This window comes from Rhodococcus sp. H-CA8f (genome assembly GCF_002501585.1).
Lineage (GTDB): Bacteria > Actinomycetota > Actinomycetes > Mycobacteriales > Mycobacteriaceae > Rhodococcus_F > Rhodococcus_F erythropolis.
Genome location: NZ_CP023720.1, coordinates 2,873,041 through 2,897,118, shown reverse-complemented (window position 1 = coordinate 2,897,118; position 24,078 = coordinate 2,873,041). Strand labels below are relative to the sequence as shown.

The following is a 24,078-nucleotide window of genomic DNA, read 5'->3' as shown; positions in this document are numbered from 1 at the left end:
GTTGCTGTGATGCGTGAATCAGGCTGCTTCTCCGGCAGGAGCGTTCACGTCAGCCGGCAGAGCGGCCTTCGCGAGTGCGACCAGGCCGGCAAAGGCCTCGGCATCGGAGACAGCGAGCTCGGCCAGGATCTTGCGGTCGACCTCGACCTCTGCCAGACGCAGGCCCTGGATGAGGCGGTTGTACGTGATGTCGTTTGCGCGAGCTGCAGCGTTGATACGCGTGATCCACAGCTTGCGGAACTCGCCCTTGCGCGCACGACGGTCGCGGTACGCGTAGGTGAGCGAGTGGAGCTGCTGCTCCTTGGCCTTGGTGTACAGACGCGAACGCTGTCCACGGTAGCCGCTGGATGCAGCAAGAATTGAACGACGCTTCTTCTGGGCGTTGACCGCCCTCTTTACGCGTGCCACTTGAAAAATCCTGTCAATCTAGGGGCTGAAAGTACGGCCCCGGGTGGTCAGTAAGGGGGCGACTCAGATGCCGAGCATGCGCTTGATGCGCGGAGCGTCGTCAGGGCTGACAACAGCGACACCGTCGAGACGACGGGTAACCCTGCTGGACTTGTGCTCGAGAAGGTGGCGACGGCCGGCCTTCTGGCGCATGAGCTTTCCGCTGCCGGACACCTTGAATCGCTTCGAGGCGCCGCTGTGGCTCTTCATCTTGGGCATGGAGTCCTCAGTTCTTGTTACGTGGTGGATCTTGGGAAATCGACTAGCTGGCCGGAGCCTCGGGAGCGGCATCGCCGGTCGCCGGTGCTTCCGGAGCTGCTTCACTGGAAGCCGGTGCGGCCGGAGCCGGACGCGGAGCAGCCTGAGCCACTGGCGCCTGAGCGCTCTCCTGCGCCTTGACGCGAGTCTTGGCGCCCTTGTGCGGTGCCAGGACCATCGTCATGTTTCGGCCGTCCTGCTTTGCCGAGGTTTCGACGAATCCGAGATCTGCGACGTCTGCTCCCAGACGCTGCAGAAGGCGGTAGCCGAGTTCGGGGCGTGACTGCTCACGTCCGCGGAACATGATCGTGACCTTGACCTTGGAACCGGCTTCGAGGAAGCGAACGACGTTGCGCTTCTTGGTCTCGTAGTCGTGGTCGTCGATCTTGGGTCGGAGCTTCTGCTCCTTGATGACCGTCAGCTGCTGGTTCTTACGTGACTCACGTGCCTTCTGTGCAGCCTCGTACTTGAACTTGCCGTAGTCCATGATCTTGCAGACCGGTGGACGGGCATCAGGAGCTACCTCGACCAGGTCGAGGTCGGCCTCAAGGGCCAAGCGGAGTGCATCTTCAACACGCACGATGCCTACCTGTTCCCCGCCAGGTCCGACCAAACGAACCTCGGGAACGCGGATACGATCGTTGATGCGGGTCTCAGTGCTGATGGGGCCTCCTAGGTTGAACGGTGCGGTCTTCATGACCGCACGCAGCCCGTACCGCCCGCACCCCAACAAAAAAGCCCCGCTGTGATGATTGCTCATCCGCGGGGCCCGATGTCGACCGATCACATAAGATCCAGCTCACGCCGAAACCTATCTCCTCGACTGAGCGAGGAACCTGACGAAGAATTGATCTCCGATAACAGGTGACCGGAACCACTGAACTGCAGTTTCACCTGCCGCGCAGAGGTGGGAGTCGGACTCCACTTGCTGCCCCCGAACAAGTCGGAGGCGGTCGTTGCAACAAGAGTAACAGGTCGCCACAGATGAAAGAAATCGGTGCCGCTCCCAGTGCTGCCGGGAGAGGCCCGATTCAACACCACCACGGCCTGATGGAATCCTTACAACCATGAGTGAGAACTTCGAGGCAGATCAGAACACCGACGGCGCGAACCCCGACGTCCGCGAACTCTCCGAAGTTCCCGCGGTCGAGGTCATCAGCCGCGCCGCAGTGATGCTGATGAGTTCGGCTGCCGAAAAACTCGGCCTCTCCGACGCCGATCCGTCTTCCAGTCCCTATCTGGACCTCGACGAAGCTCGTCGAGTCATCACGGCGCTTGCCGGACTGGTGACTGCGTCGGTCGAATACCTCGGCCCCCACGCCGGACCCATCCGTGAAGGCCTTCAAGCCCTGCAGCGCGCATTCCGTGAGGCCTCCTCGCACCCGGACGAGCCAGGAAAGGGACCGGGCGAGAAGTTCACCGGTCCGGTCTACTGAGTTGGCAACCGCCAACAAGACCCAACCGACGCCCGAGGACGTCGACGCATTCATTTCACGCGTCGACGACCGCAAGCGTGCCGACAGCGTGGAGCTGATCTCCTTGCTGTCGGCCGCGACCGGCGAGCCTGCCGTCATGTGGGGCTCGAGCATCATCGGTTTCGGGGCACGGCACTACCGGTATGCGAGTGGCCACGAAGGTGACACCCCACTGATCGGGTTCTCCCCCAGGGCCACCGCGCTCACGTTGTATTTGTCGCTGAACTTCGACGACTACACCGACACACTGGCGCGCCTCGGCAAGCACAAGATCGGCAAGGGCTGCCTGTACGTCAAACGGCTGAGCGACGTCGACATGGCAGTCCTGACCGAACTGATCGCGGATTCCGTTGCCGCAGCCCGCAACATGATCGACTGAACAGGTCACCTTCGTGGGGCTACAGGCCGAGCGTCTTCGGGCGGTTGGCCGAACAGGGTCGAATCCCGTGGTGTGAAGTGATCGTTCGTGAGCGTGGCCCGACGCATTCGATCGAGTCGAAACCACCGCACCGCGTCGCGCTGGCGACACCAGCCGATGAGAAACCACTGCCCACGGTCCTGCGCCAGAATGTGCGGCTCAACTGCCCGCACCGTCTCCGCACCGTCCCCATCCACGTAGTGCAACGACACGACGCGACTCTGTTCGAGCCCCTGCTCGACGGCCCGCCGGTTCGTGCGCGAATCCGCTACTACCCCGCCGTCGCCGCGAATCCACACACGGCCACCGAGTTCGGCGACCTTACGACGACTCTCCTCGTCCATCACGTCGAGCAGTTTCGCCAGAGCTGCTCGTCCGTCCGGCGCAAACGGGGCGTCACCGGCCGCCGTCAATGCCAACGCGATTGAAACTGCTTGCGGAACAGTGAAATTGACCGGCGGTAGCGTGGCGCGACCTACGAGTCGGTATCCACCCCCGGGGCCCGAGCGCGCCTCGATCGCCGCGCCCGACATCATCAGAGTCTCGATATCCCGCTTGATCGTCCGGGTGGTGACACCGAATTCCTCGGACAATCGGGAACACGTAGCCCCTCGATCGCCCTGTCGCCGAAGCTCTTCGACGAGAGCGTGCAATCTCGCAGCTCGATTCACGTTCACCAGTGTCGCAGATTTCGATACCAAACAGTGACATAATTGGTGACACTCTGTTGTCACCAACCTGATTGCACAGTGAGTCCATGAAAACTCACATCGTTCTTGTTCCCGGATTCTGGCTCGGCTCATGGGCTTGGGACGCAGTCCTCCCCCACCTCGAGCGCTCCGACACCACCCGCGTGACCAGCCTGACGCTGCCCGGACTCGACGCCGTCGATGCAGATAGATCAGCGGTCACCTTCGACGCCCACGTCCGCGCAGTCATCGACGCTGTATCGGATTCAGACGAACGTACGGTCCTGGTCGTGCACAGCGGCGCCGGCCCGGTGGGATACGCGGTAACCGATCGCATCCCGGATCGGGTCGCGCGGATCGTCTACGTCGATTCAGGTCCCATGCCCGACGGCGCGGCGCTGCGACCGGATCTGGCCGCTGACGTCGTCGAGATACCGCTGCCGACGTGGGCAGAACTTGAAGCAGACGGCAGCAGCCTCGAAGGACTCGACGAGAAGGCTCTCGAGGCGTTTCGCGCCAACGCCGTCCCCGAACCGGCCGGGCCGGCGCGTGAGCCGATTGTCCTGACGAACGAAAAGCGCTACCAGGTGCCGTCAACCGTCGTTTGCAGCACGTTCCCGTCCGCGGTGATTGCCCAGATGGCAGACGGAGGTCATCCGATGGCCGCAGAACTGGCGAAACTCCCCGTGACGTACGTCGACCTCCCGACCGGCCATTGGCCGATGTGGTCGCGCCCCGAAGACGTCGCCCAGGTGATCCTCGAGGCCGCCGCTTCCTGATCGACAAAGCAGTGATGCCGGATCGGATTCCGACCCGGCATCACTGACCGACTTCTACTTGCTCACCTTCTACTAGCTCACGGAAGCAGCTTTCTTCCGTGGCGCCGCCTTCTTTGCGGCAACTGCCTTCGTTGCACGCTTCTTGGTGATCGGCTTGGCCTTGACGGGCGCGTGTTGTGCGGTGAGAACCTCACTGAGGAACTTGCCCGTGTAGCTCTCGGGGACCGCGGCAACGTCCTCCGGGGTACCTTGCGCCACAACGGTTCCGCCGCCGGATCCACCTTCGGGCCCCATATCGACGACCCAGTCCGATGTCTTGATCACGTCGAGGTTGTGCTCGATCACGATCACGCTGTTGCCCTTGTCGACCAGACCGTTGATCACGATCAGGAGCTTGCGGATGTCCTCGAAATGCAGACCCGTGGTGGGCTCGTCGAGGATGTACACCGTGCGACCGGTGGACCGCTTCTGCAACTCGGCGGCCAGCTTGACGCGCTGCGCCTCACCACCGGACAGGGTCGGAGCCGGCTGACCCAGTCGGACATAGCCCAGTCCGACGTCGACCAGCGTCTTGAGGTACCGGTGAATAGAGGTGACCGGCTGGAAGAACTCGGCTGCTTCCTCGATGGGCATGTCGAGTACCTCGGCGATCGACTTGCCCTTGTAGTGGACCTCGAGCGTTTCGCGGTTGTACCGAGCGCCGTGGCATACCTCGCAGGGCACGTACACGTCCGGCAGGAAGTTCATCTCGATCTTCAAGGTTCCGTCGCCGGAGCACGCTTCGCAGCGTCCGCCCTTGACATTGAACGAGAATCGGCCGGGCTGGTAACCGCGGACTTTCGCTTCCGTGGTGGCCGCGAACAGGGTTCGAATCTTGTCGAACACACCGGTGTACGTCGCCGCATTCGATCGCGGAGTCCGGCCGATCGGAGACTGATCGACCTGCACGAGCTTGTCCAGCTGATCGAGACCGTTGATTCGTGTGTGACGGCCAGGCACCTGGCGTGCACCGTTGAGCTTGTTCGCCATGACGGTCGCGAGAATGTCGTTGACCAACGTCGACTTGCCCGAACCGGAGACACCGGTGACAGCGGTGAGAACACCCAGCGGGAAACTTACGTCGATGCCGTCGAGATTGTGCTCGCGAGCTCCGACGACCGTGACCTGGCGTTTGCGATCCACCGGCCGACGAATGGCCGGAACCTCGATGAAGCTGCGACCCGACAGGTAGGCCCCGGTCAAAGACTCTTCACACGTCAGCAGTTCTTCGTACGGTCCGCTGTGGACGACCTTGCCGCCGTGCTCGCCGGCGTACGGTCCGATGTCGACCACCCAGTCGGATGTACGGATCGTGTCTTCGTCGTGTTCGACGACGATCAGCGTGTTGCCGAGGTCGCGCAGGCGCGTCAGGGTTTCGATCAGTCGCCGGTTGTCACGCTGGTGCAGGCCGATGGACGGCTCGTCGAGCACGTACAACACACCGACGAGTCCGGATCCGATCTGCGTTGCCAAGCGAATTCGCTGGGCTTCGCCACCGGACAACGTGCCCGCGGCTCGCGAGAGGGAAAGGTATTCCAGGCCGACGTCGAGCAGGAAGCCGAGGCGCGCCTGAACTTCCTTGAGGACCTGACCCGCGATTGCCTCTTCACGCGAACCGAGAGTGAGGCTGTTCAGGAAATCCGCGCAATCGGAGATCGACAGTTCACAGACCTCGGCGATGGACTTACTGCCGAAGTCTCCCGCCGCGATAGTTACCGACAGGATTTCGGGGCGCAGGCGAGCACCACCACACGCCGGGCACGGGGTGTCGCGCATGTACCCGTCGTAGCGTTCCTTCATCTGATCGGATTCGGTCTGCTCGAGGCGGCGATGCAGGAAGGGCATCACACCTTCGAACTCCGCGTAGTAAGAACGGGTACGGCCGTACCGATTCTTGTACCGGACGTGCACCTGCTCTTCGCTGCCTTCGAGGATTGCTTTGCGGGCCTTCGCCGGCAACTTGTTCCACGGCGTCTTCATGTCGAATCCGAGAATGTCGCCGATGCCGGACAGCAGGCGTCCGAAGTACTCGGAACTCTGGCCCATCGACCACGGCGCGATTGCACCGTCTTCGAGACTCAGGTCAGGATCGGGAACCACCAGATCCGGGTCGACCTCCTTGCGGATACCGAGGCCGGTGCATTCCGGGCAGGCGCCGTAGGGCGAGTTGAAGGAGAACGAGCGCGGTTCGAGATCGTCGATCGCGAGTGCGTGGCCATTCGGGCAGGCCAGTTTCTCGGAGAAACGACGCTCGCGATCAGGTGCATTTTCCTCGCGGTCGACGAAGTCGAGGACCACGATGCCTTCGGCCAATCGAAGTGCGGTCTCGACCGAGTCGGTCAGGCGCTGCTTCGAGCTCGCCTTGACCTGCAATCGGTCGACCACTACTTCGATGTCGTGCTTTTCCTGTTTCTTGAGCTTCGGCGGATCTGCGAGTGAATGGACGACTCCGTCGACGCGCACGCGCGAGTAGCCCTGGGTGTTGAGCTGATCGAAGAGATCGACGAACTCGCCTTTACGGGTACGGACTACCGGTGCGAGGACCTGGAACTTGATGCCCTCTTCCATCTCGAGCACCTGGTCGACGATCTGCTGCGGGGTCTGACGTGCGATCTTCTCACCACAGACCGGGCAGTGCGCAGAACCTGCGCGGGCATAAAGGAGCCGGAGGTAGTCATAGACCTCGGTGATCGTGCCCACCGTCGAACGGGGGTTGCGGTTGGTCGACTTCTGGTCGATGGACACCGCCGGCGACAAACCCTCGATGAAATCGACATCGGGCTTGTCCATCTGACCGAGGAACTGACGCGCGTATGCCGAGAGTGACTCGACGTAGCGACGCTGACCTTCGGCAAAGATCGTGTCGAACGCGAGGCTGGACTTGCCGGAGCCGGACAACCCGGTGAAGACGATCAGGCTGTCTCGCGGGAGGTCGAGATCGACTCCTCGCAGATTGTGCTCACGCGCACCCCGCACGATCAGGCGATCCGCCACACCAATTCCCTTCATTGTCAATCGTCCGGGGCCGTCCCCCCGGAGAAGTCTCGAGTGGCCTCGCAAACGCGAGTCCTCGAGCGATCGTCATCGTAGGCCGAGCCACCGACACGTTTTTCTCACCAGGCGAGCCCATCGCTCTACCTGCCCCTATTCGAAGGTAGCCTGCGTTTCATGACGAATCAGCCCATCGTGATCGACGACTCCTACACCGGTCAGGTCTCCCCCGATTCTGCCCCTCAGCGGCGCACAGTCGACGGCGCCGTCATCACGAAGATGTCGGTCGGCCCCATGGACAACAACACTTACCTCGTCGTCTGTTCCGCGACCGGGAAATCTCTCCTGATCGATGCGGCCAACGAGGCCGAGAAGATCATTGCGCTCATCGAACAGGAAGCACCTGTTTTCGATTCCATCGTCACCACCCACCAACACGGTGATCACTGGTTGGCTCTGCAGGACGTCCACGCTGCCACCAAGGTGCCGACCGCCGCTCACCCTCTCGACGCGGAGGTCCTTCCCGTCACCCCGGACGTACTCCTCGAAGACGGTGACAAGGTGACAGTTGGCAATCTGAGCCTCGACGTCATTCACCTGTCCGGCCACACGCCCGGTTCCATTGCGTTGGCTCTGACCGAACCGAACGGGCAGGTTCACCTCTTCACCGGCGACTCACTCTTCCCCGGAGGCGTCGGAAAGACCGCCGACCCCGAGAAGTTCACTTCCCTGCTCGACGACGTGGAAAACAAGCTGTTCGGAAGGTACGACGACGCGACTGTGGTCTACCCCGGGCACGGCAAGGACACGACGCTGGGTACCGAGCGCCCGCACTTGGCGGAATGGCGCGAGCGCGGTTGGTGACGTTCCGCTTGCTCCGTACTGGACCCTGCTAGCCGACTTCCTGACTATCGACCTGTTCATCGTCGACCTGTTCACCGTCGACGCGAAGTCGCGGAAGCCAGGTCGAGAGAGTCCGGCCGAGTCCTTCGACCATCCGTTCCCCGAACACACACAGCGTGCGTTCCCACGGATGGCCGAAGGTCCCTTCCGTGAAGTCGTCTCGACTGAATATGTAGTAGTCGCCGTTCGGATAGATCGGGACACGCCACTCCGCCAACTCTTTCGCGGCAGCATGCGCCTCCGCGTCGAAGGTGTAGCCCGGATGCTGCCAATCCAGAACGACGAAGTTGGGATCGTCGTTCCAATCGGTGACAAAACAGCGCAACGCTTCGGCGTTGATCGCATCCACGCGAGCGGCCCACGCCCCTGGAGTCGCAGCTGGCGCCGCACCCAAATCGAAGACCACGGACGGCGTCGGCTCAGCGATACCTTCGTGGTCACCCCACCATGGTGGTTGATCGGTGTGCATTGTGTGACACCTTCGAACACGCCGTATGCGGATACGCGGTAACGGATACTTCAGAACGGTGTGTCCGGATCGGTGGAGAAGTCATCGACGCAGTACAGCGCGCTTCGGCGACCAGGAATCCGTCAACCGGGTCAGGCGTCGCGGGATCGCCGAACCGGACCAATTCCTTGTGAGATCGCTAGGGTGGAAAACGAACCTACATCGGGAGGCTTGAAACATGCTGGTACGTCGAATTGCTCGTCCACTGCTTTCCACGATCTTCATCGCCGGGGGAATCGATGCTTTGCGCAACCCCGCTCAGCGAGCAGCCAAAGCGTCACCGCTGATCGACAAATCCGTCGAGACGCTGCCAGGAGCAGTGACGCAGAAGGTGCCTGCTGATCCGGAAACACTCGTCAAGATCAACGCCGCCGTCCAGATCGGCGGCGGTGCCCTGCTGGCCACCGGCAAGGCGCCGCGCCTCGCGTCGTTGGTCCTCGCGGGGAGCCTGGTACCGACCACGCTTGCCGGTCACGACTTCTGGAACGAAACCGATCCGTCACTGCGAGCGATGCAGCGGACCAACTTCATCAAGAACGTCAGCCTGCTCGGCGGACTGATGATCGCGTCCGTCGACACCGAGGGCAAGCCGTCGCTCGGCTGGCGTGGCCGCCGCGCCGCGAAGAAGGCTCAGGCGTCTATCGCCGCGGCACTTCCGTTGGTCGCATCGCAGACCGATCACACGAGCGATCGCGTCGAACACGCTCTGTCGGTGGCGTCCGAACGCGGTTCCGAACTTGCCGAAACCGCGAAGGCGCACGGCACGGATTGGCTCGAACTTGCCAAGGAGCGCAGCTCCGAGTTCGCGGAGATCGCGAGCAAGCGTGCCGCTGAATTCGGAGAGGTCGCCAAAGAACGCGGCCCGGACATCCTCGAAGTCGCGCAGAAGCGCGGCTCCGAACTGGCCGAGACCGCACGCGAGCGCAGCGCCGAACTGGCAGAGCTGGCGAGCAAGCGCAGCTCCGAGTTCGCCGAACTCGCGCTCGAAAAGAGCAACGAGTGGGCCGAAACGGCGTCGGAGCAGACCGAGGTGCTGGGTAAGCGTGCCCGAAAGCGCGCCGAGAAGGCGCTCGAAAAGGCTCGCGCCAAGAAGGACGAATTGACGCACTGAGTGCACCGAAAACACGGTCAGGCCACCTTCGGGTGGCCTGACCTGTATCTATGCGGCAGTTCATCTGGGGGAACTAGACTGTCTTGGCGCTTTTGCAGCGCGTGAATTTCTCATCAAGCCTAGGAGATCCTTTGCCCGACGCGGACCCGTCACTGAACGAGCAAGAGCTCGAGCAGCAGTACGTGACGATGTTGTACTCCCGTCTCGACGATCTTCGAAAGTATGCCCAAACTCGCTTGAGCACGGTCCTCCTCGAGACCGGCGGAACCCCGCAAGCACGCAGTGAACGCGAATCCTTCAATGCCATGTACACCGAGGATCTCGCCAAGTACGACGCAGCCGAGAACGGAATGTGTTTCGGACGCATCGACTTCGACGACGAGCGACGCTACGTCGGCCGACTCGGAATTCTGGACACCGACAACGACTACGAAACGCTACTGCTCGACTGGCGAGCTCCGATGGCACGCCCGTTCTATCTGGCGACGCCCGCGGCACCTGAGGGCGTCAAGCGACGACGCCATATCCGCAGTCGGAGCCGAACAGTCACCGGAATCAACGACGAATACCTGGACCTCGACGCTGCCCGAGCCGCCGGCGTGGTGACCGAAGCCGGTGGCGTCGCCGGTGAGAGCGCACTCCTGGACGCTCTGAACGCAGCGCGTACGGGTCAGATGAACGACATCGTCGAGACCATTCAGAGTGAGCAGGATGCCATCATCCGCTCCGAGCACAAAAGCGTTCTGGTGGTCCAGGGCGGTCCGGGTACCGGCAAAACCGCAGTCGCCCTTCACCGTGCCGCGTTCCTGCTCTACACCTACCGCCAGCAACTGGCCAAAGCCGGTGTTCTCATCATCGGGCCGAACGCGACGTTCCTCGACTACATCAGCCAGGTCCTTCCTTCACTCGGTGAGACCGGAGTTCTGCTCTCGACGATCGGGGACCTGTACCCCGGAGTGCGTGCGACTCGTACGGATTCCCTCGCCGCCGGTGAGATCAAGGGTTCCCTCGCGATCCTCGACGTACTCAAGAACGCCGTCCGGGATCGGCAGGAAGTCCCGTCGAAGCCGATCACCCTTCGATTCGACACGTACGACTTGAAGCTGGATCGCAAGACTGTCACGAAGGCTCGCGGACGTGCTCGGTCGTCGCGTCGCCCACACAACCTGGCGCGCCCGATCTTCGTGGCAGCAGTCATCGAGGCGTTGGCACTGCAGATGGCCGAACTCATCGGCGGCAACCTCATCGACGGCGGCTCACTCCTCAGTCGCGACGACATCGCCGACATTCGCGACGAGATGCGTGAGGACGCGGACATCATGTCCGCCATCGGAAAGCTGTGGCCTGAATTGTCGCCGCAGCAAATCCTCGCGGAACTGTGGACCTCTCCGGCGAGGTTGGCCAAGGCAGCGCCGCAACTCGACGACGCCCAACGCGACGAGCTTCTGCAGAGCGTCGGACCGGGTTTCAGTGCGGCAGACGCTCCCCTCCTCGATGAACTGGCCGAGATCCTCGGAGTCGACGATGCCGCCGAACGCGAACGCGCACAACGTGAATGGCGCGCGCAGATCGCCGACGCCCAGGGCGCCCTCGACATCCTCACCGGCTCTGCACCACAGGATCTCGAAGACGAGATGGACCCCGAGATCTTGATGGCGTACGACTTGATCGACGCCAGCCAACTCGCCCAGCGCCACGATCAGGGCCAGCGCCAGACCACGGCAGAACGCGCTGCCGGCGACCGAACCTGGACCTACGGTCACGTGATCGTCGACGAAGCCCAAGAGCTCTCCGAAATGGCGTGGCGAATGCTGATGCGGCGCATACCGAATCGCTGGATGACGTTGGTCGGCGATACAGCTCAGACCGGTGATCCCGCGGGAACCTCGTCCTGGCAGAAGATTCTCGAGCCTTACGTCGCCAAGCGCTGGAAGCTCACCGAACTGACCGTCAACTACCGAACTCCCTCGGAGATCATGGATGTCGCGCACCGTGTGCTCGAAGAGATCGACCCGGAGCAATCCGTGCCCCGGTCGGTACGCGACAGCGGATTCGCGCCGTGGGCACTCAAGACCACGGCCGAAGAATTGGAATCGACCGTGCGCCGTTGCATCGAGTCCGAGTCGCATCCCGGTATCACCGCAGTGATCGCCGGTTCCGAGGTCGTTGCCGATCTGGCGGGCATTGCGAGTGAGACCGTAAGTGTCCTGTCGGTCAAGGACGTCAAGGGACTCGAGTTCGACACTGTGGTGATCGTCGAACCTGCCGACATTCTCGACGAGTCACCACGCGGAATGAACGACCTCTACGTCGCGTTGACCCGCGCTACCCAGAGGCTCGGCATCATTCACGTCGAGTCGCTCCCCGCGGTTCTCGACGGCGTCGCGGCAGCAGAGTTGGCCTTCGATTCGTGAGCCTCACGGAGTAGGTTCGTGCGTGACACCACGAATCGTGGTGTCACCCCAATTTGTGTCGACGACTGAAGGAATGACCCCTCGTGCTTGGCCTGCCCGCAAGTTCCGCCGCACCCATCCGCAAGATCGCTCGCGTGGTGATCGGTGTCGGGATGCTTGCAGCGGTGACAGCCGGTTGTTCAGAGGATGATTCGAGTTCAACGGCTGCTGCAGGAAGCGACGACATCGCTGCCGTTGCTGCCGCACCGACCGAAAAACCGGTAGACGATGCCGAACGGTTGCGGGCGGCGCTCGCGTCTACGGGGGTCAAGCCCGCCTTTTCCGACGACATGTTGCAGGCGCTCGGTGACGGCGTCTGCCAGCAACTCGCGGCCGGCACGGATCGAGAGATGATCATCGCGAATCTGCGGACGGTATCGCTGAACGGCGCGAGCGAACCGATGGTCACCACGGGAAACGACTCGGCCGCATCGACAACGCCCCCCAGCGCCGATCAGCTGGCTGAAGTGTTCGTCGATGCGGCCGAGGCCGACTACTGCCGATAGGTCAGCGAACGGTGTGCACGATCAGGACATCGGATGTCGCCTTGCGCGCCGCATCGGAAGGCACCGATCCGAGCAGACGCCCGGTCAGTGTGTTCAATCCGCGATTTCCGACGACCAGCAAGTCACCCTTGACCTCGTCGAGCAAAGCGAGAAGCGATTCGACGGGAGCGCCGACGATAGCGCGCTCGACAACATCCTTTGCACCCTGGGCGTGTGCGCGCTCACGAGCGGTGCGAAGGATCTCGTAGGTCGGAGCGGAACCGGTGACCTGGTAGGCCTCGTTACCCAACGCATCAGCGGCAGCGCTCACGTCCTTGGGATCAGCCGGGTAGTACGCACACGCGATGACGAGCTGAGCGTCCGAGCCACTGGCAATGGCGGCAGCTCTGTCGACTGCCTTCAGTGACGACTCGGAGCCATCGGTTCCTACGACAACGGTCCGGTAGGCACTCATTCATTCCTCCATGGTTACGGGACGGACGGTACGGCCGGCACCGGGCGCAACGCTGTTGCGCCCGCTCGACAACCGCTGCGCTGACATTAGCGGGATTGTGCCGCGGATAGTGTTATTTGCAGTACACGCCACAAGCCCACAATGAATGTGATTCTTCGTCACAGACACATTTGTGCGGCGGTGACCACTCAGCGAAGTTTGCCGAAGCGGGGCCCGAACAGCGCCGCCGGAAAAACTTCCTGCTCGACCAGGGCGGTACGCCACGGCGTCGCCAATTCCAGCAACCGCTTGGCACCCTCCTCACCCAGCGCATCCCACGGAGCCAAAGCGAGGTCGTCAGTCAGGTCTTCGACGACGTCACGCAGTTCCTGCCCGTCCTCGGTCAGTGCACCGGACGAACGATCCAGCAGTTCGCGGTCCTTCAAACTCTCGACGGCCTCGTCCCACTGTTCCTGCGACCATCCGCGGCGAGTCTGCGCGAACTTACGCTGAAACCCGATTCCCGTCGCGGTGTGCGTGATCAACGCGTCCAGGCCGTTCAATCCCGCGGTCTGAAGAGCCGCAATGTGGCCGTCGCCGCGATACTCACGCAGCAGTGTCAGCGCGTGCCAGAAACGCAGGTGCGGTTCGGTCGGCCAGTCGAGCGACGCCCAACCCGCGTACAGGGGGCGGCCGTCCACTCCGGGGATGTTCTGAGCCGCGATCGACACGAGTTCGGCGGCCTCGGCCATGTCTGCCGATCCTGTCACGTCCGCACCGAACAGGCGGACGTACGCCGCGTCGATTGCCCGATACCGCGCGGCGACAACCTCTGTGGGCCTTGCCAATTCCCAGGCACGTGGGATGACGCTGGCGATCAGTTCGGGATTGAAGTTGAAGAAGGTGGCCGTGACGACAGTCGCCGGTGGAGCGCCGAGCGGTGCTGATCGCCCTGCGAAGTACACCATTCGGCCGGGCTCCAACCCGACGCCGACAAGCTCCTTCTCCGTCTCCGGGACGAAGTACGCCAACGAGTGGAGAAGTTCGAGCGTCCGCGCGGTCTTGCCTGCAGTCTGTGCATCCATACCTGAAACCGTAGCGGTCGAGAGCACGAACCCACGCGAGGCGACCTACTTGAGACCCGCGGCGTCCATCCCTCGGAGCTCCTTCTTCAAATCCGAGATTTCGTCTCGCAATCGCCCAGCCAACTCGAACTGAAGATCGCGTGCAGCGTTCATCATCTGATCGGTGAGTTCCTTCACCAGATCTGCCAATTCGGCCCGAGGCATCGATTTGGTGTCGCGCCCCTCGTACACACCGGCACTGACCGCACGACCGGCCTCACCCTGCGCACGCCGACCACGCGTCGCATTGCGGCCCGAACCACCGACGTCCACGGACGCCGCAGTGTCCTCTGCCTCCTCGTACACCTGATCGAGAATGTCCGCGATCTTCTTGCGTAGAGGTTGTGGGTCGACGCCCATCTTCTCGTTGTAGGCGACCTGCTTCTCGCGCCGCCGCTCGGTTTCCTCGATGGCCTGCGCCATGGATGCGGTGATCTTGTCCGCATACATGTGCACTTGACCGGACACATTTCGAGCCGCTCGACCGATCGTCTGAATGAGGCTGGTGGAGCTACGGAGGAAGCCTTCCTTGTCGGCATCGAGGATCGCGACCAGCGACACCTCGGGGAGGTCGAGTCCCTCACGCAGGAGGTTGATGCCGACCAACACGTCGTACTCACCCAGGCGGAGCTGCCGGAGCAGCTCGACTCGCCGGAGTGTATCGATATCCGAGTGCAGATACCGGACGCGAATTCCGAGTTCGAGAAGGTAGTCGGTCAGGTCTTCCGACATCTTCTTGGTCAACGTCGTGACCAGCACACGCTCGTCACGTTCGGCACGCTCGCGGATCTCGTGAACGAGATCGTCGATCTGCCCCTTGGTGGGTTTGACGATGACCTCGGGATCGATCAATCCGGTCGGGCGAATCACCTGCTCGACGAACTCACCGCCGGACTGACCCAACTCGTACTTACCGGGCGTCGCCGACAGGTAGACGGTCTGACCGATCCGCTTACTGAATTCTTCCCAAGTCAGAGGGCGGTTATCGGTTGCCGACGGTAGCCGGAATCCGAATTCGACCAGGTTGCGCTTGCGCGACATATCACCCTCGTACATGGCGCCGATCTGCGGAACGGTCACATGTGACTCGTCGATGACCAGTAGGAAATCTTCGGGGAAATAGTCGATCAAAGTTGCGGGGGCAGTTCCGGGGCCACGGCCGTCGATGTGGCGCGAGTAGTTCTCGATGCCGGAGCAGAATCCGACCTGCTTGATCATCTCTAGGTCGTACTGCGTTCGCATGCGCAGACGCTGAGCTTCGAGAAGCTTGCCCTTGCCCTCGAGTTCCGCGAGCCGCTCTTCCAGTTCCGCCTCGATGTCCTTGGCTGCACGCTCCATGCGTTCAGGACCGGCGACGTAGTGCGTCGCCGGGAAGATGCGAACCGTGTCGACCTGGCGAACGATGTCCCCGGTCAGTGGATGTAGGTAGTACAGCGCCTCGATCTCGTCACCGAAGAATTCGATGCGGACCGCCAGCTCTTCGTAGGAAGGAATGATCTCGACCGTGTCGCCGCGCACGCGGAACGAACCTCGCGTGAACGCCATGTCGTTGCGGTTGTACTGAACGTCGACGAGCAGACGGAGGAACGCATCGCGCGGTACCTCGACACCGACGTCGAGCTGAATCGAGCGATCGAGATACGACTGCGGTGTACCGAGGCCGTAGATGCACGACACCGAGGCCACCACGACCACATCCCGTCGTGACAGAAGGCTGGACGTTGCCGAGTGGCGAAGCCGCTCGACGTCGTCATTGACCGACGAATCCTTCTCGATGTAAGTGTCCGTCTGGGCGATGTACGCCTCGGGTTGGTAGTAGTCGTAGTACGAGACGAAGTACTCGACCGCGTTGTTGGGAAGCATTTCCCGAAGCTCGTTCGCGAGCTGAGCCGCCAAGGTCTTGTTCGGAGCCATCACCAAAGCCGGGCGCTGCAGCTTTTCGATCAACCACGCTGTTGTCGCGGACTTACCGGTACCGGTCGCACCGAGGAGGACAACGTCCTTCTCTCCCTCATTGATCCGTTTTTCAAGCTCGGCGATAGCTGCCGGCTGATCGCCTGCCGGTTCGTACGGGCTGACGACCTCGAAGCGCGCGTCTGAGCGCTCGATGTCACCAACCGGCCGAAACTCGGAATGCGCGACCACGGGATGTTCGGAAGCAAACGCCATGAAACCAGGGTAGGCGCACCCACCGACACAATGCCTGCTCGTCCGCGTTCAGCCGAAAATGCAGTTCGGCGGTAGGTTCTTCGACCATGAGCGAGGAACGTCCCCACATTCACCGGCCGAAGGTCGAAACCTTCGACATCGCAGCTCGCACCAACGTCGATCCCAAGGGTTTCGTTCGCCCGGTCGAGCACTACCGCGAAGAACCGTGGGGGCTGTACATGGCGCGCCACGCCGACCATCCCCGGTTTCACTACCTGGAGTCCTGGATCATTCCCGAACTCGGAATTCGAGCATCGATTTTCCACTTCACACCAGAGCATGTCCGCGACTGGGATTTCTATGTCGACATCGGCGACTTCATCCGCGGCGAACATGTCTGGACCTCCGAGGACCACTACCTCGACCTGATCGTGCAGACCGGACGCAGCATCGAATTGCTCGACGTCGACGAATTGCTCGAGGCGAACACCGCCGGGATTCTCGACCCGAAGACGTCAGAGCGCGCGATGCTGAACGCCGCCCGCGCTATCGACGGCATCGCCGCCCACGGTCACGATCTCGACGCCTGGCTCACCTCGGTGGGCATGCCGGTCACGTGGCGCTGAGCGGTTAGAGGGACCAGCCTGATTTCTCGGCCCACTCCCACGCCCGGTGGAAAGCGGTGTCGAACCACGGCGTCTTGACGCCCAGGTAGGCGTCGATCGCAGCGGCGTAGTCGTCGATGCCTGCGGCACTCTCGGCTGCCTTGACCTTGAGTTCGGCATACTCGGCACGCGCCGACGCATCGGCGCGAAGCCAGTCGCGGAAGAGGATCGCGAACTGCTGACCGGGCCAACCGTCCACCCGAATGTGAATATTCGCGCGGCGCCCTGGATCGGCACTGCCGTGAATCCGCTTTGCCCACACCGCCGGATCGGTTTCACCACCGAGGTACGACGGTTTCGGGTCGTCGGCGACGATGTGCTCGATCCGGGGGAACCCGGCAGCGGCCAGATCTTCCGCGAGGTCGTCGGCAACGCCGAGGTGCTCGACAGTGATCTGAATGTCGATCACGTCCTTGGCATCGAGACCAGGCACCGCGGTCGATCCGATGTGATCGATACGGCGCGCGCGGTCGCCGGACGCCAGCGACAACCGGCCGATGATCCGTTCGGCCTGTGCCGGCCACGACGGGTCAGCTGGAGCCAGCTCCGGCAGTACACGTACTACCGTGCGCTCGCGGAGGTTCTTCTCGAAAGGTACAAGGCGATTCGCCCACAGGTCGCGGACCACGTCGTCGAGTGAACCCGGCTCTCCGCTGTTGTCGAGCCACACGTCGGCAACCGCACGACGCTGATCGTCATGTGCCTGCGCTGCGATGCGCGCACGAGCGTCGGATTCCGGCATACCGCGTGAGCCCACCAAGCGTCGAACTCGTTCCTCCTCGTCGACGTAGACGATGACGACCAGGTTGAACGCCGGCGCCATCGAACCCTCGACCAACAGCGGAATGTCTTGAACGAGCACTGCATCCGACGGCGCAGACGAGATCTGCTCCATCGTCCGCGCACCGATAAGTGGATGGAGGATGCCATTGAGAGTTCCGCGTGACGTGTCGTCGGCAAACGCCAACGAGGCCAGCGCGGGGCGGTTGAGGCTGCCGTCCTCGGACAGAATCCCGTCGCCGAATGCATCGACCAGAGCGGCCAGGCCAGGAGTACCGGGCTCGACCACTTCTCGGGCGATCAGGTCGGCGTCGACGATGACGGCTCCCAGTTCGCTGAGGATTTTCGACACTGTCGACTTACCGGCTCCGATGCCTCCAGTGAGGCCTACTCTCAACACACTCGACAGTCTCTCATCTCCGCGCCCGAGAGATTGAGACACGCCTACCGATCGAACACGCCGAGGCGTTCGAGGCTCAAATACCACAATTTCGGTGACCGTGCGGTTATGTTCTAGCGAACGCACCTGTACCTGCACCTTCTCGAGAAAGTGGACGCCATGCGAGCAGATCGCGACCATCACGGTCAGCACCGCCTCGGAATGCCGAACGGCGTGCACTGCATAGAGTTTCCCGAAGTTGCTTTTGCCCTGGCAGAGCACCGTCGTACGTGGTTCACGATGCTCGTGAGCCAAGGCCGACACAGCTTCGCATCGATGCGTAAGCGCACAGCCGAAGCGACCGCCACCTACTGGGTGCCTGCTCCCGCAAACTGAGTTTTTTCACGAAGTACAAAATGACCGGCAACCCTACGGTGCCGGTCATTTCTGTGTTCACTCACTGAGTTCTTCGCGCGCCAGTGGTACCTGACCGAGAAAAGAACCCCGCCCCTGCAAGTGCAGGGGCGGGGTTCTTCAAAGATCTCGCTTGATCAGATCAAGCGGTAATCCTTATGCGTTGCCCGACAGCTTCTCGCGAAGTGCGGCGAGCTGCGCATCGCTGGCAAGCGATCCGCCAGCGGACTCTGCCGGAGCGGAGCCGGCAGCAGCCGGAGCCTCAGCATCGTCTGCAGCAGCCGTCTCCGAGGAGTAGCCGGCAGCAGCGGTGGCAGCCTCAGCGGCCTCGTCTGCAGCGGTCTTCTCCATCTGAGTGGTGTGCATCTTGTGGCGACGCTCAGCCTCGGCGTAGCGGTTCTCCCACTCTTCGCGCTGCTTGTCGAAGCCCTCGAGCCATTCGTTGGTCTCGGGATCGAAGCCCTCGGGGAAGATGTAGTTGCCCTGCTCGTCGTACGAGTCGGCCATGCCGTACTTGGACGGATCGAACTCGGCGTTGTAATCCTCGTTGGCCTGCTTCAGCGACAGCGAGATACGACGACGCTCGAGGTCGATGTCGATGACCTTGACGAGTGCATCGTCGCCGACGCCGACAACCTGGTCCGGAACCTCGACGTGGCGCTCAGCGAGCTCCGAGATGTGAACGAGGCCTTCGATTCCCTCTTCGACGCGCACGAATGCACCGAACGGAACCAGCTTCGTGACCTTGCCGGGCACGATCTGGCCGATGGCGTGCGTGCGGGCGAACTGACGCCACGGATCTTCCTGCGTTGCCTTGAGCGACAGGGAGACGCGCTCGCGGTCCAGGTCGACGTCGAGAACCTCGACGGTGACCTCGGTGCCGACCTCGACAACCTCGGACGGGTGATCGATGTGCTTCCAAGACAGCTCGGAAACGTGAACCAGACCGTCTACGCCGCCCAGGTCCACGAATGCACCGAAGTTGACGATGGAGGACACGACGCCCTTGCGGACCTGGCCCTTCTGGAGCTGGTGCAGGAATTCGCTGCGAACCTCGGACTGAGTCTGCTCGAGCCATGCGCGGCGCGACAGGACGACGTTGTTGCGGTTCTTGTCGAGCTCGATGATCTTGGCCTCGATCTCCTTGCCGACGTACGGCTGGAGGTCGCGGACGCGACGCATTTCGACGAGCGAAGCGGGGAGGAAGCCACGAAGACCGATGTCAAGGATGAGGCCGCCCTTGACGACCTCGATGACGGTGCCCTTGACGGCCTCGTCCTTCTCCTTGAGCTCCTCGATGGTGCCCCAGGCACGCTCGTACTGAGCGCGCTTCTTCGACAGGATCAGTCGACCTTCTTTGTCCTCCTTGGTGAGGACGAGAGCCTCGACCGCATCTCCCACGGAGACGACCTCGTTGGGGTCGACGTCGTGCTTGATGGAGAGCTCACGAGAAGGGATGACACCTTCGGTCTTGTAACCGATGTCGAGCAGAACCTCGTCGCGGTCGACCTTGACGATGGTTCCTTCGACGATGTCACCATCGTTGAAGTACTTGATCGTGGCATCGATGGCGGCGAGGAAGTCCTCGGCGGAGCCAATGTCGTTAATGGCAACCTGCGGCGAGGTGACGGTTGTGGAGGGCATATGTTGAATTGCTCCGGACGAGTTGTGGTCGGTTGATGGATTTTGTCGGACGAGATGCGCAACTGTGGCGTACAAATGTTGGAAGTACTTTTGTGAAGTACTAGATCGAAGTACCCAGCTGCATCAATAACGAACAACCGAATACCGGATCACATTCCACACCACGGAAGCGCACCGCGAGCTCCCTCGCTCCAACTGATTCCGAGACCTTGGTAAAAATCCCGTATAGACAATCGGTCGGATGACAGACACTCGCGTGAGTAAGACTACGCGTCGGCTATCTTGCCGGGCAAACCCGGGTACCCTGCGCCCGCATCGCGCGTTCTACTGTGTTGTTCATGTCTGACGAGCGCCATGCCGCCGCCAATTCCATTCTCGGCACCAGCGGTGTCGGCCGGGTCCGTGTCGATTCCAATGCCAGCGACCGTGCCAGCCGTGCGTGGTGGGACGCCGACGCCGACGATTACCACCGAACCCACGGCGAGTTTCTGGGCGTGAACAGCGCGGAAGGTGAATTCGTCTGGTGCCCCGAAGGGCTGCACGAGGGCGATCACCACTTACTCGGCGACATAGTCGACAAAGACATATTGGAAGTGGGTTGCGGCTCGGCACCGTGTGCCCGATGGCTCGCCGGACACGGTGCTCGGGCCGTCGGTCTCGACATCTCGATGGGGATGCTCGCCCGCGGGCAGGACGCGATGAATGCCGGCGGACCGGCAGTCCCGTTGATTCAGGCAAGTGCGGAACTCCTGCCGTTTGCCGACGAGAGTTTCGACATCGTCTGTTCTGCGTTCGGCGCCGTCCCGTTCGTTGCCGATTCGCAGCGAGTGATGAACGAAGTCGCCCGGGTTCTGCGTCCCGGCGGATCGTGGGTCTTTGCCGTCAACCATCCGATCCGATGGATCTTCCCCGACGATCCCGGGCCGAAGGGCTTGACCGCGACCCTCCCCTACTTCGACCGCACCCCGTATGTCGAGGTCGATGACAACGGAGTCCCCACCTACGTCGAGCATCACCGCACCATCGGCGACCGGGTTCGTGAGATCGTCGCGGCCGGACTTCACGTGCGCGACATCATCGAGCCCGAATGGCCGGAGTGGTTGGACCGCGAATGGGGACAGTGGAGTCCCCTGCGCGGCCAACTCTTTCCGGGCACTGCAATTTTCAGCGCCGTCAAACCCTGACGGCTACAGCAGCTTCGACAGGAACGCCTTGGTCCGATTGTGCTGCGGATTGGCCAGGAGTTCCCGGGGCTCGCCTGCCTCGACCACAACTCCCCCGTCCATGAACACCAACTGATCTGCGACCTCGCGGGCGAAACCCATCTCGTGGGTGACGACCACCATCGTCATGCCTTCTTTGGCCAATTGCTTCATCACAGTGAGAACTTCACCGACGAGTTCGGGGTCGAGCGCGGACGTCGGCTCGTCGAACAGCATGAGCTTCGGGTCCATCGCGAGAGCGCGGGCGATGGCAACTCTTTGCTGCTGACCACCCGACAACTGGGCCGGGTAGGCGTTGGCTTTGGCGCTCAACCCGACCTGATCGAGGAGGTCCTTCGCTCGTTCGGCAGCCTTCTTCTTACTGACGCGCTTCACCTGCGTCGGCGCTTCGATGATGTTCTCGAGAGCGGTGCGGTGCGGGAACAGGTTGAAGTGCTGAAACACCATCCCGATGTCGCGGCGTTGTTTGGCCGCTGCTCGCGGGTGGAGTTCGTACAGTTTGCCGTTCTTCTCCGAGTAGCCCACCAGGTCGCCGTCGACGTACAGTCGGCCGGCGTTGACCTGCTCGAGGTGATTGATGCAGCGCAAGAACGTCGACTTGCCCGACCCGGACGGACCGACCAGGCAGAGGACCTGGCCAGGGTCGATTTCGAGCGAAATCCCTTTCAGGACCTCCAGTGCGCCGAAGTTCTTACAAACTCGGTCTGCTTTCACCATGGGTGTCATTTGCGTTCTCCTCCGGGGGTATCCGGAAGCGTTTCCACTACCGTAGCTTTTCCTTGCGCGTCGGCCAGTGCCTGAAGCTGGCGTGTGGTCAGTGCTCGGGTTGCGCCCTTCGAATAGTGACGCTCGACGTAGTACTGCCCGATCATGAGCAGACTCGTGATCGCGAGGTACCACGTTGCCGCCACCATCAACAGGGGAATCGGCTCGAAGTTGGCGCCCGAGATATCGCGCGCTCGACCGTACAACTCGAAGCTGTAAGGGACCGCCGTCACGAGCGAGGTGGTCTTGAGCATGCTGATCACTTCGTTACCGGTCGGCGGAATGATGACGCGCATCGCCTGCGGTAGAACGGTTCGGCGCATCGTCTGACTCCACGTCATACCCAATGCAACAGATGCTTCGGTCTGGCCCTCGTTGACCGAACTCACGCCGGCACGGACGATCTCGGCCATGTATGCAGCCTCGTTCAATGCCAAACCGATCACCGCAAACAGAAACGCTGCCTGCAAGTCCTGGAGATTGATGTGCGCAAACTGATGTACGAAGGGAATACCGAGATCGATGCTCTTGTAGATCGACGGGAACAGGCCCCAGAAGACCAACTGCACGTAGACAGGGGTTCCTCGAAAGATCCACAGATAGCCCCAGGCCGCGGCGCGAAGCACCGGGTTGGGAGAAAGTCGCATGACTGCCAAAATCACACCGAGGACGATCGCGATCACCATTGCCAGCACCGTCAGCTGGATCGTTGTCCACGCACCAGCGGAGATCCGTTTGTCGAACAGATACTGACCGTAAGTCCCCCATGCAAAGGCTTCGTTGGTCGCCGCGCCGTAAACGAACAGTCCGAAGAGGACCACGACGACGACCGCGGCAATCCAACGACCAGGTCTGCGTAGTGGAATCGCCTTGATCGGCACCGGATCGCCGGTCTCAGTTGTTGTCATGTTCATCAGCTTTCCGCGCCGTTGATCTTGGATACTTCGATGACGCCGGCCTCGACACTCCAGGTCTGCGCGATCTGTTGATAGACGCCGTTGTCGATCAGGTACTGCATTGCCTGCTGCAGGGCGGGCCCAAGGGCGGAACCCTTCACGATCGGCCAGCCGTACGGCGCCGAATCAAAGGGTTCTCCCGCAGCTTCCATCCGGCCCTTGCTCCGTTTGATCGCATAGCCGGTCACTGGCGAATCAGCGGACAGCGCGTCGACTCGACCAAGGATGAGCGCGTTGGCCGCGTCGTCCTGGCTGTCGTACTTGATCTTGTCGATCGGGGGCTTGCCCTCGGCCACGCATGCCTCGCTCTTGGCAGGCACCTCGTCGATGTCCTCGGTGGTCGTGGTCTGCACCGCCACCCGAAGCCCGCATGCGTTGTTCGGATCGACTGGCTTGTCCGGCCGTTGCGCCCACTGGATACCTGCGCTGTAGTACGTGACGAAGTCGACCGTCTTCTCGCGTTCCTTGGAGTCGGTGAACGAAGACATGCCGAGGTCGTAGCTTCCCGACTGGATAGCGGGGATGATCTTGTCGAAGTCGGCTTGGTTGAAGACAGCTTCGACACCGAGCACGGCGGCAACGGCATTCATCAGGTCGACGTCGAAACCGACGATGTTGCCGTCCGCGTCCTTGAATTCGTTTGGCGCGTACGGAATGTTGACGCCGACCTGCAGCTTGCCCGAATCCGTGACCTTGGACGGCAGAAGAGCGGCGATCTCGGGCACCTTCTGGACATCAAGTGGCGGCCCCTCCGGAACGAGACCCTCGTTGTTGGTGACACATCCGCCGCACAGTGCGACGATCAAGCCCACCAACAGGACTCGCACCACGTTGGTGCGGATACGCCCGCCACTGCTCGAGCCATAACCCACGCCACGTGGCCTTGGTGCCCGTGCGTTTTCATCGACCACGACTCTGCTCTCCACTCGTCGATCGCCGCACTTGCAACGTCCATCCGAAATTCAGTCGA

Annotated in this window: 24 protein-coding genes; 10 read left to right on the top strand and 14 right to left on the bottom strand. The window is 62.0% G+C overall.

Annotation, left to right across the window (positions count from 1 at the left end):
* Positions 1–18: 18 nt before the first annotated feature.
* The 3 genes from rplT to infC form a co-directional block, all read right to left on the bottom strand.
* Entirely contained in the window at positions 19–408 is a 390-nt protein-coding gene (gene rplT / locus CPI83_RS13555; RefSeq protein WP_019748616.1) for a 50S ribosomal protein L20, read from the bottom strand.
* Between the two features lie 63 nt (positions 409–471).
* Positions 472–666, bottom strand: coding sequence for a 50S ribosomal protein L35 (gene rpmI / locus CPI83_RS13550; RefSeq protein ID WP_003944043.1), 195 nt, complete (start codon positions 664–666; stop codon positions 472–474).
* 43 nt (positions 667–709) lie between these two features.
* Positions 710–1,402: a translation initiation factor IF-3 gene (gene infC / locus CPI83_RS13545; protein WP_003944008.1), complete on the bottom strand. Its 693-nt coding sequence runs from the start codon at positions 1,400–1,402 to the stop codon at positions 710–712.
* Positions 1,403–1,772: 370 nt separating this feature from the next.
* On the opposite strand from infC, the gene CPI83_RS13540 reads away from it, so the two are divergent.
* Together CPI83_RS13540 and CPI83_RS13535 are read left to right on the top strand one after the other, a co-directional pair.
* A complete protein-coding gene (locus CPI83_RS13540) occupies positions 1,773–2,141 on the top strand; it encodes a DUF1844 domain-containing protein (protein WP_020907885.1) in 369 nt (122 codons plus the stop codon).
* A gap of 1 nt (position 2,142) precedes the next feature.
* Positions 2,143–2,559, top strand: a complete 417-nt coding sequence (locus tag CPI83_RS13535) for a DUF1801 domain-containing protein (protein ID WP_019748618.1) — start codon at positions 2,143–2,145, stop codon at positions 2,557–2,559.
* Between the two features lie 5 nt (positions 2,560–2,564).
* Here the strand turns inward: CPI83_RS13535 and CPI83_RS13530 are convergent, their stop codons facing one another.
* A complete protein-coding gene (locus CPI83_RS13530) occupies positions 2,565–3,275 on the bottom strand; it encodes a WYL domain-containing protein (protein ID WP_019748619.1) in 711 nt (236 codons plus the stop codon).
* A gap of 80 nt (positions 3,276–3,355) precedes the next feature.
* Here CPI83_RS13530 and CPI83_RS13525 point away from each other — a divergent pair, with 80 nt between their 5' ends.
* Positions 3,356–4,066, top strand: a complete 711-nt coding sequence (locus CPI83_RS13525; RefSeq protein ID WP_019748620.1) for an alpha/beta hydrolase — start codon at positions 3,356–3,358, stop codon at positions 4,064–4,066.
* A gap of 72 nt (positions 4,067–4,138) precedes the next feature.
* On the opposite strand, the gene uvrA is transcribed toward CPI83_RS13525, so the two are convergent.
* Complete coding sequence (gene uvrA / locus CPI83_RS13520; protein WP_198586372.1) at positions 4,139–7,099, bottom strand: excinuclease ABC subunit UvrA; 2,961 nt, start codon at positions 7,097–7,099, stop codon at positions 4,139–4,141.
* A 174-nt stretch (positions 7,100–7,273) separates the two neighbouring features.
* On the opposite strand from uvrA, the gene CPI83_RS13515 reads away from it, so the two are divergent.
* The gene (locus CPI83_RS13515) at positions 7,274–7,960 is read left to right on the top strand and encodes an MBL fold metallo-hydrolase (protein WP_020969731.1); all 687 of its coding nucleotides are present in this window, start codon (positions 7,274–7,276) and stop codon (positions 7,958–7,960) included.
* Between the two features lie 28 nt (positions 7,961–7,988).
* Here CPI83_RS13515 and CPI83_RS13510 read toward each other — a convergent pair whose 3' ends face one another.
* Complete coding sequence (locus CPI83_RS13510; RefSeq protein ID WP_232816922.1) at positions 7,989–8,468, bottom strand: DUF2716 domain-containing protein; 480 nt, start codon at positions 8,466–8,468, stop codon at positions 7,989–7,991.
* A gap of 217 nt (positions 8,469–8,685) precedes the next feature.
* On the opposite strand from CPI83_RS13510, the gene CPI83_RS13505 reads away from it, so the two are divergent.
* The 3 genes from CPI83_RS13505 (at position 8,686) to CPI83_RS13495 (ending at position 12,577) form a co-directional block, all read left to right on the top strand.
* Positions 8,686–9,618: a DoxX family protein gene (locus CPI83_RS13505; protein WP_003944048.1), complete on the top strand. Its 933-nt coding sequence runs from the start codon at positions 8,686–8,688 to the stop codon at positions 9,616–9,618.
* A 131-nt stretch (positions 9,619–9,749) separates the two neighbouring features.
* The gene (locus CPI83_RS13500) at positions 9,750–12,032 is read left to right on the top strand and encodes an ATP-binding domain-containing protein (protein ID WP_097387339.1); all 2,283 of its coding nucleotides are present in this window, start codon (positions 9,750–9,752) and stop codon (positions 12,030–12,032) included.
* 83 nt (positions 12,033–12,115) lie between these two features.
* Positions 12,116–12,577, top strand: a complete 462-nt coding sequence (locus CPI83_RS13495; protein ID WP_084325639.1) for a DUF732 domain-containing protein — start codon at positions 12,116–12,118, stop codon at positions 12,575–12,577.
* Position 12,578: 1 nt separating this feature from the next.
* Here CPI83_RS13495 and CPI83_RS13490 read toward each other — a convergent pair whose 3' ends face one another.
* From CPI83_RS13490 to uvrB, 3 genes are all read right to left on the bottom strand, one after another.
* The gene (locus CPI83_RS13490; protein ID WP_019748627.1) at positions 12,579–13,031 is read right to left on the bottom strand and encodes a universal stress protein; all 453 of its coding nucleotides are present in this window, start codon (positions 13,029–13,031) and stop codon (positions 12,579–12,581) included.
* Positions 13,032–13,219: 188 nt separating this feature from the next.
* Positions 13,220–14,095 (bottom strand): hypothetical protein, encoded by an 876-nt coding sequence (locus CPI83_RS13485; RefSeq protein WP_029538185.1) that lies wholly within the window; start codon positions 14,093–14,095, stop codon positions 13,220–13,222.
* Between the two features lie 45 nt (positions 14,096–14,140).
* Entirely contained in the window at positions 14,141–16,303 is a 2,163-nt protein-coding gene (uvrB, locus tag CPI83_RS13480) for an excinuclease ABC subunit UvrB (RefSeq protein ID WP_019748629.1), read from the bottom strand.
* Between the two features lie 86 nt (positions 16,304–16,389).
* On the opposite strand from uvrB, the gene CPI83_RS13475 reads away from it, so the two are divergent.
* Positions 16,390–16,908, top strand: coding sequence for a DUF402 domain-containing protein (locus CPI83_RS13475; RefSeq protein ID WP_019748630.1), 519 nt, complete (start codon positions 16,390–16,392; stop codon positions 16,906–16,908).
* Between the two features lie 4 nt (positions 16,909–16,912).
* On the opposite strand, the gene coaE is transcribed toward CPI83_RS13475, so the two are convergent.
* Positions 16,913–18,127, bottom strand: coding sequence for a dephospho-CoA kinase (gene coaE, locus CPI83_RS13470; RefSeq protein WP_097387338.1), 1,215 nt, complete (start codon positions 18,125–18,127; stop codon positions 16,913–16,915).
* 159 nt (positions 18,128–18,286) lie between these two features.
* Between coaE and CPI83_RS13465 the strand changes: the two genes are divergently transcribed.
* Positions 18,287–18,502 carry a hypothetical protein gene (locus CPI83_RS13465; protein ID WP_003944056.1) on the top strand — a complete coding sequence of 72 codons (216 nt, stop codon included), beginning with the start codon at positions 18,287–18,289 and terminating at the stop codon, positions 18,500–18,502.
* 174 nt (positions 18,503–18,676) lie between these two features.
* Here CPI83_RS13465 and rpsA read toward each other — a convergent pair whose 3' ends face one another.
* On the bottom strand, positions 18,677–20,164 hold the full coding sequence (gene rpsA, locus CPI83_RS13460) for a 30S ribosomal protein S1 (RefSeq protein ID WP_019748632.1): 1,488 nt from the start codon (positions 20,162–20,164) through the stop codon (positions 18,677–18,679).
* Positions 20,165–20,502: 338 nt separating this feature from the next.
* Between rpsA and CPI83_RS13455 the strand changes: the two genes are divergently transcribed.
* On the top strand, positions 20,503–21,348 hold the full coding sequence (locus tag CPI83_RS13455) for a class I SAM-dependent methyltransferase (RefSeq protein WP_097388185.1): 846 nt from the start codon (positions 20,503–20,505) through the stop codon (positions 21,346–21,348).
* Positions 21,349–21,351: 3 nt separating this feature from the next.
* On the opposite strand, the gene CPI83_RS13450 is transcribed toward CPI83_RS13455, so the two are convergent.
* From CPI83_RS13450 to CPI83_RS13440, 3 genes are read right to left on the bottom strand one after another with little or no spacing between them, the layout of a single operon-like run.
* Positions 21,352–22,113 carry an amino acid ABC transporter ATP-binding protein gene (locus tag CPI83_RS13450; RefSeq protein WP_097387337.1) on the bottom strand — a complete coding sequence of 254 codons (762 nt, stop codon included), beginning with the start codon at positions 22,111–22,113 and terminating at the stop codon, positions 21,352–21,354.
* Positions 22,110–23,066, bottom strand: coding sequence for an amino acid ABC transporter permease (locus tag CPI83_RS13445; RefSeq protein ID WP_019748635.1), 957 nt, complete (start codon positions 23,064–23,066; stop codon positions 22,110–22,112). Before CPI83_RS13445 ends, CPI83_RS13450 begins: the two co-directional genes overlap by 4 nt.
* Complete coding sequence (locus tag CPI83_RS13440) at positions 23,066–23,938, bottom strand: ABC transporter substrate-binding protein (RefSeq protein ID WP_024487476.1); 873 nt, start codon at positions 23,936–23,938, stop codon at positions 23,066–23,068. The genes CPI83_RS13445 and CPI83_RS13440 overlap by 1 nt, the downstream gene beginning before the upstream one ends.
* Between the last annotated feature and the right edge of the window lie 140 nt (positions 23,939–24,078).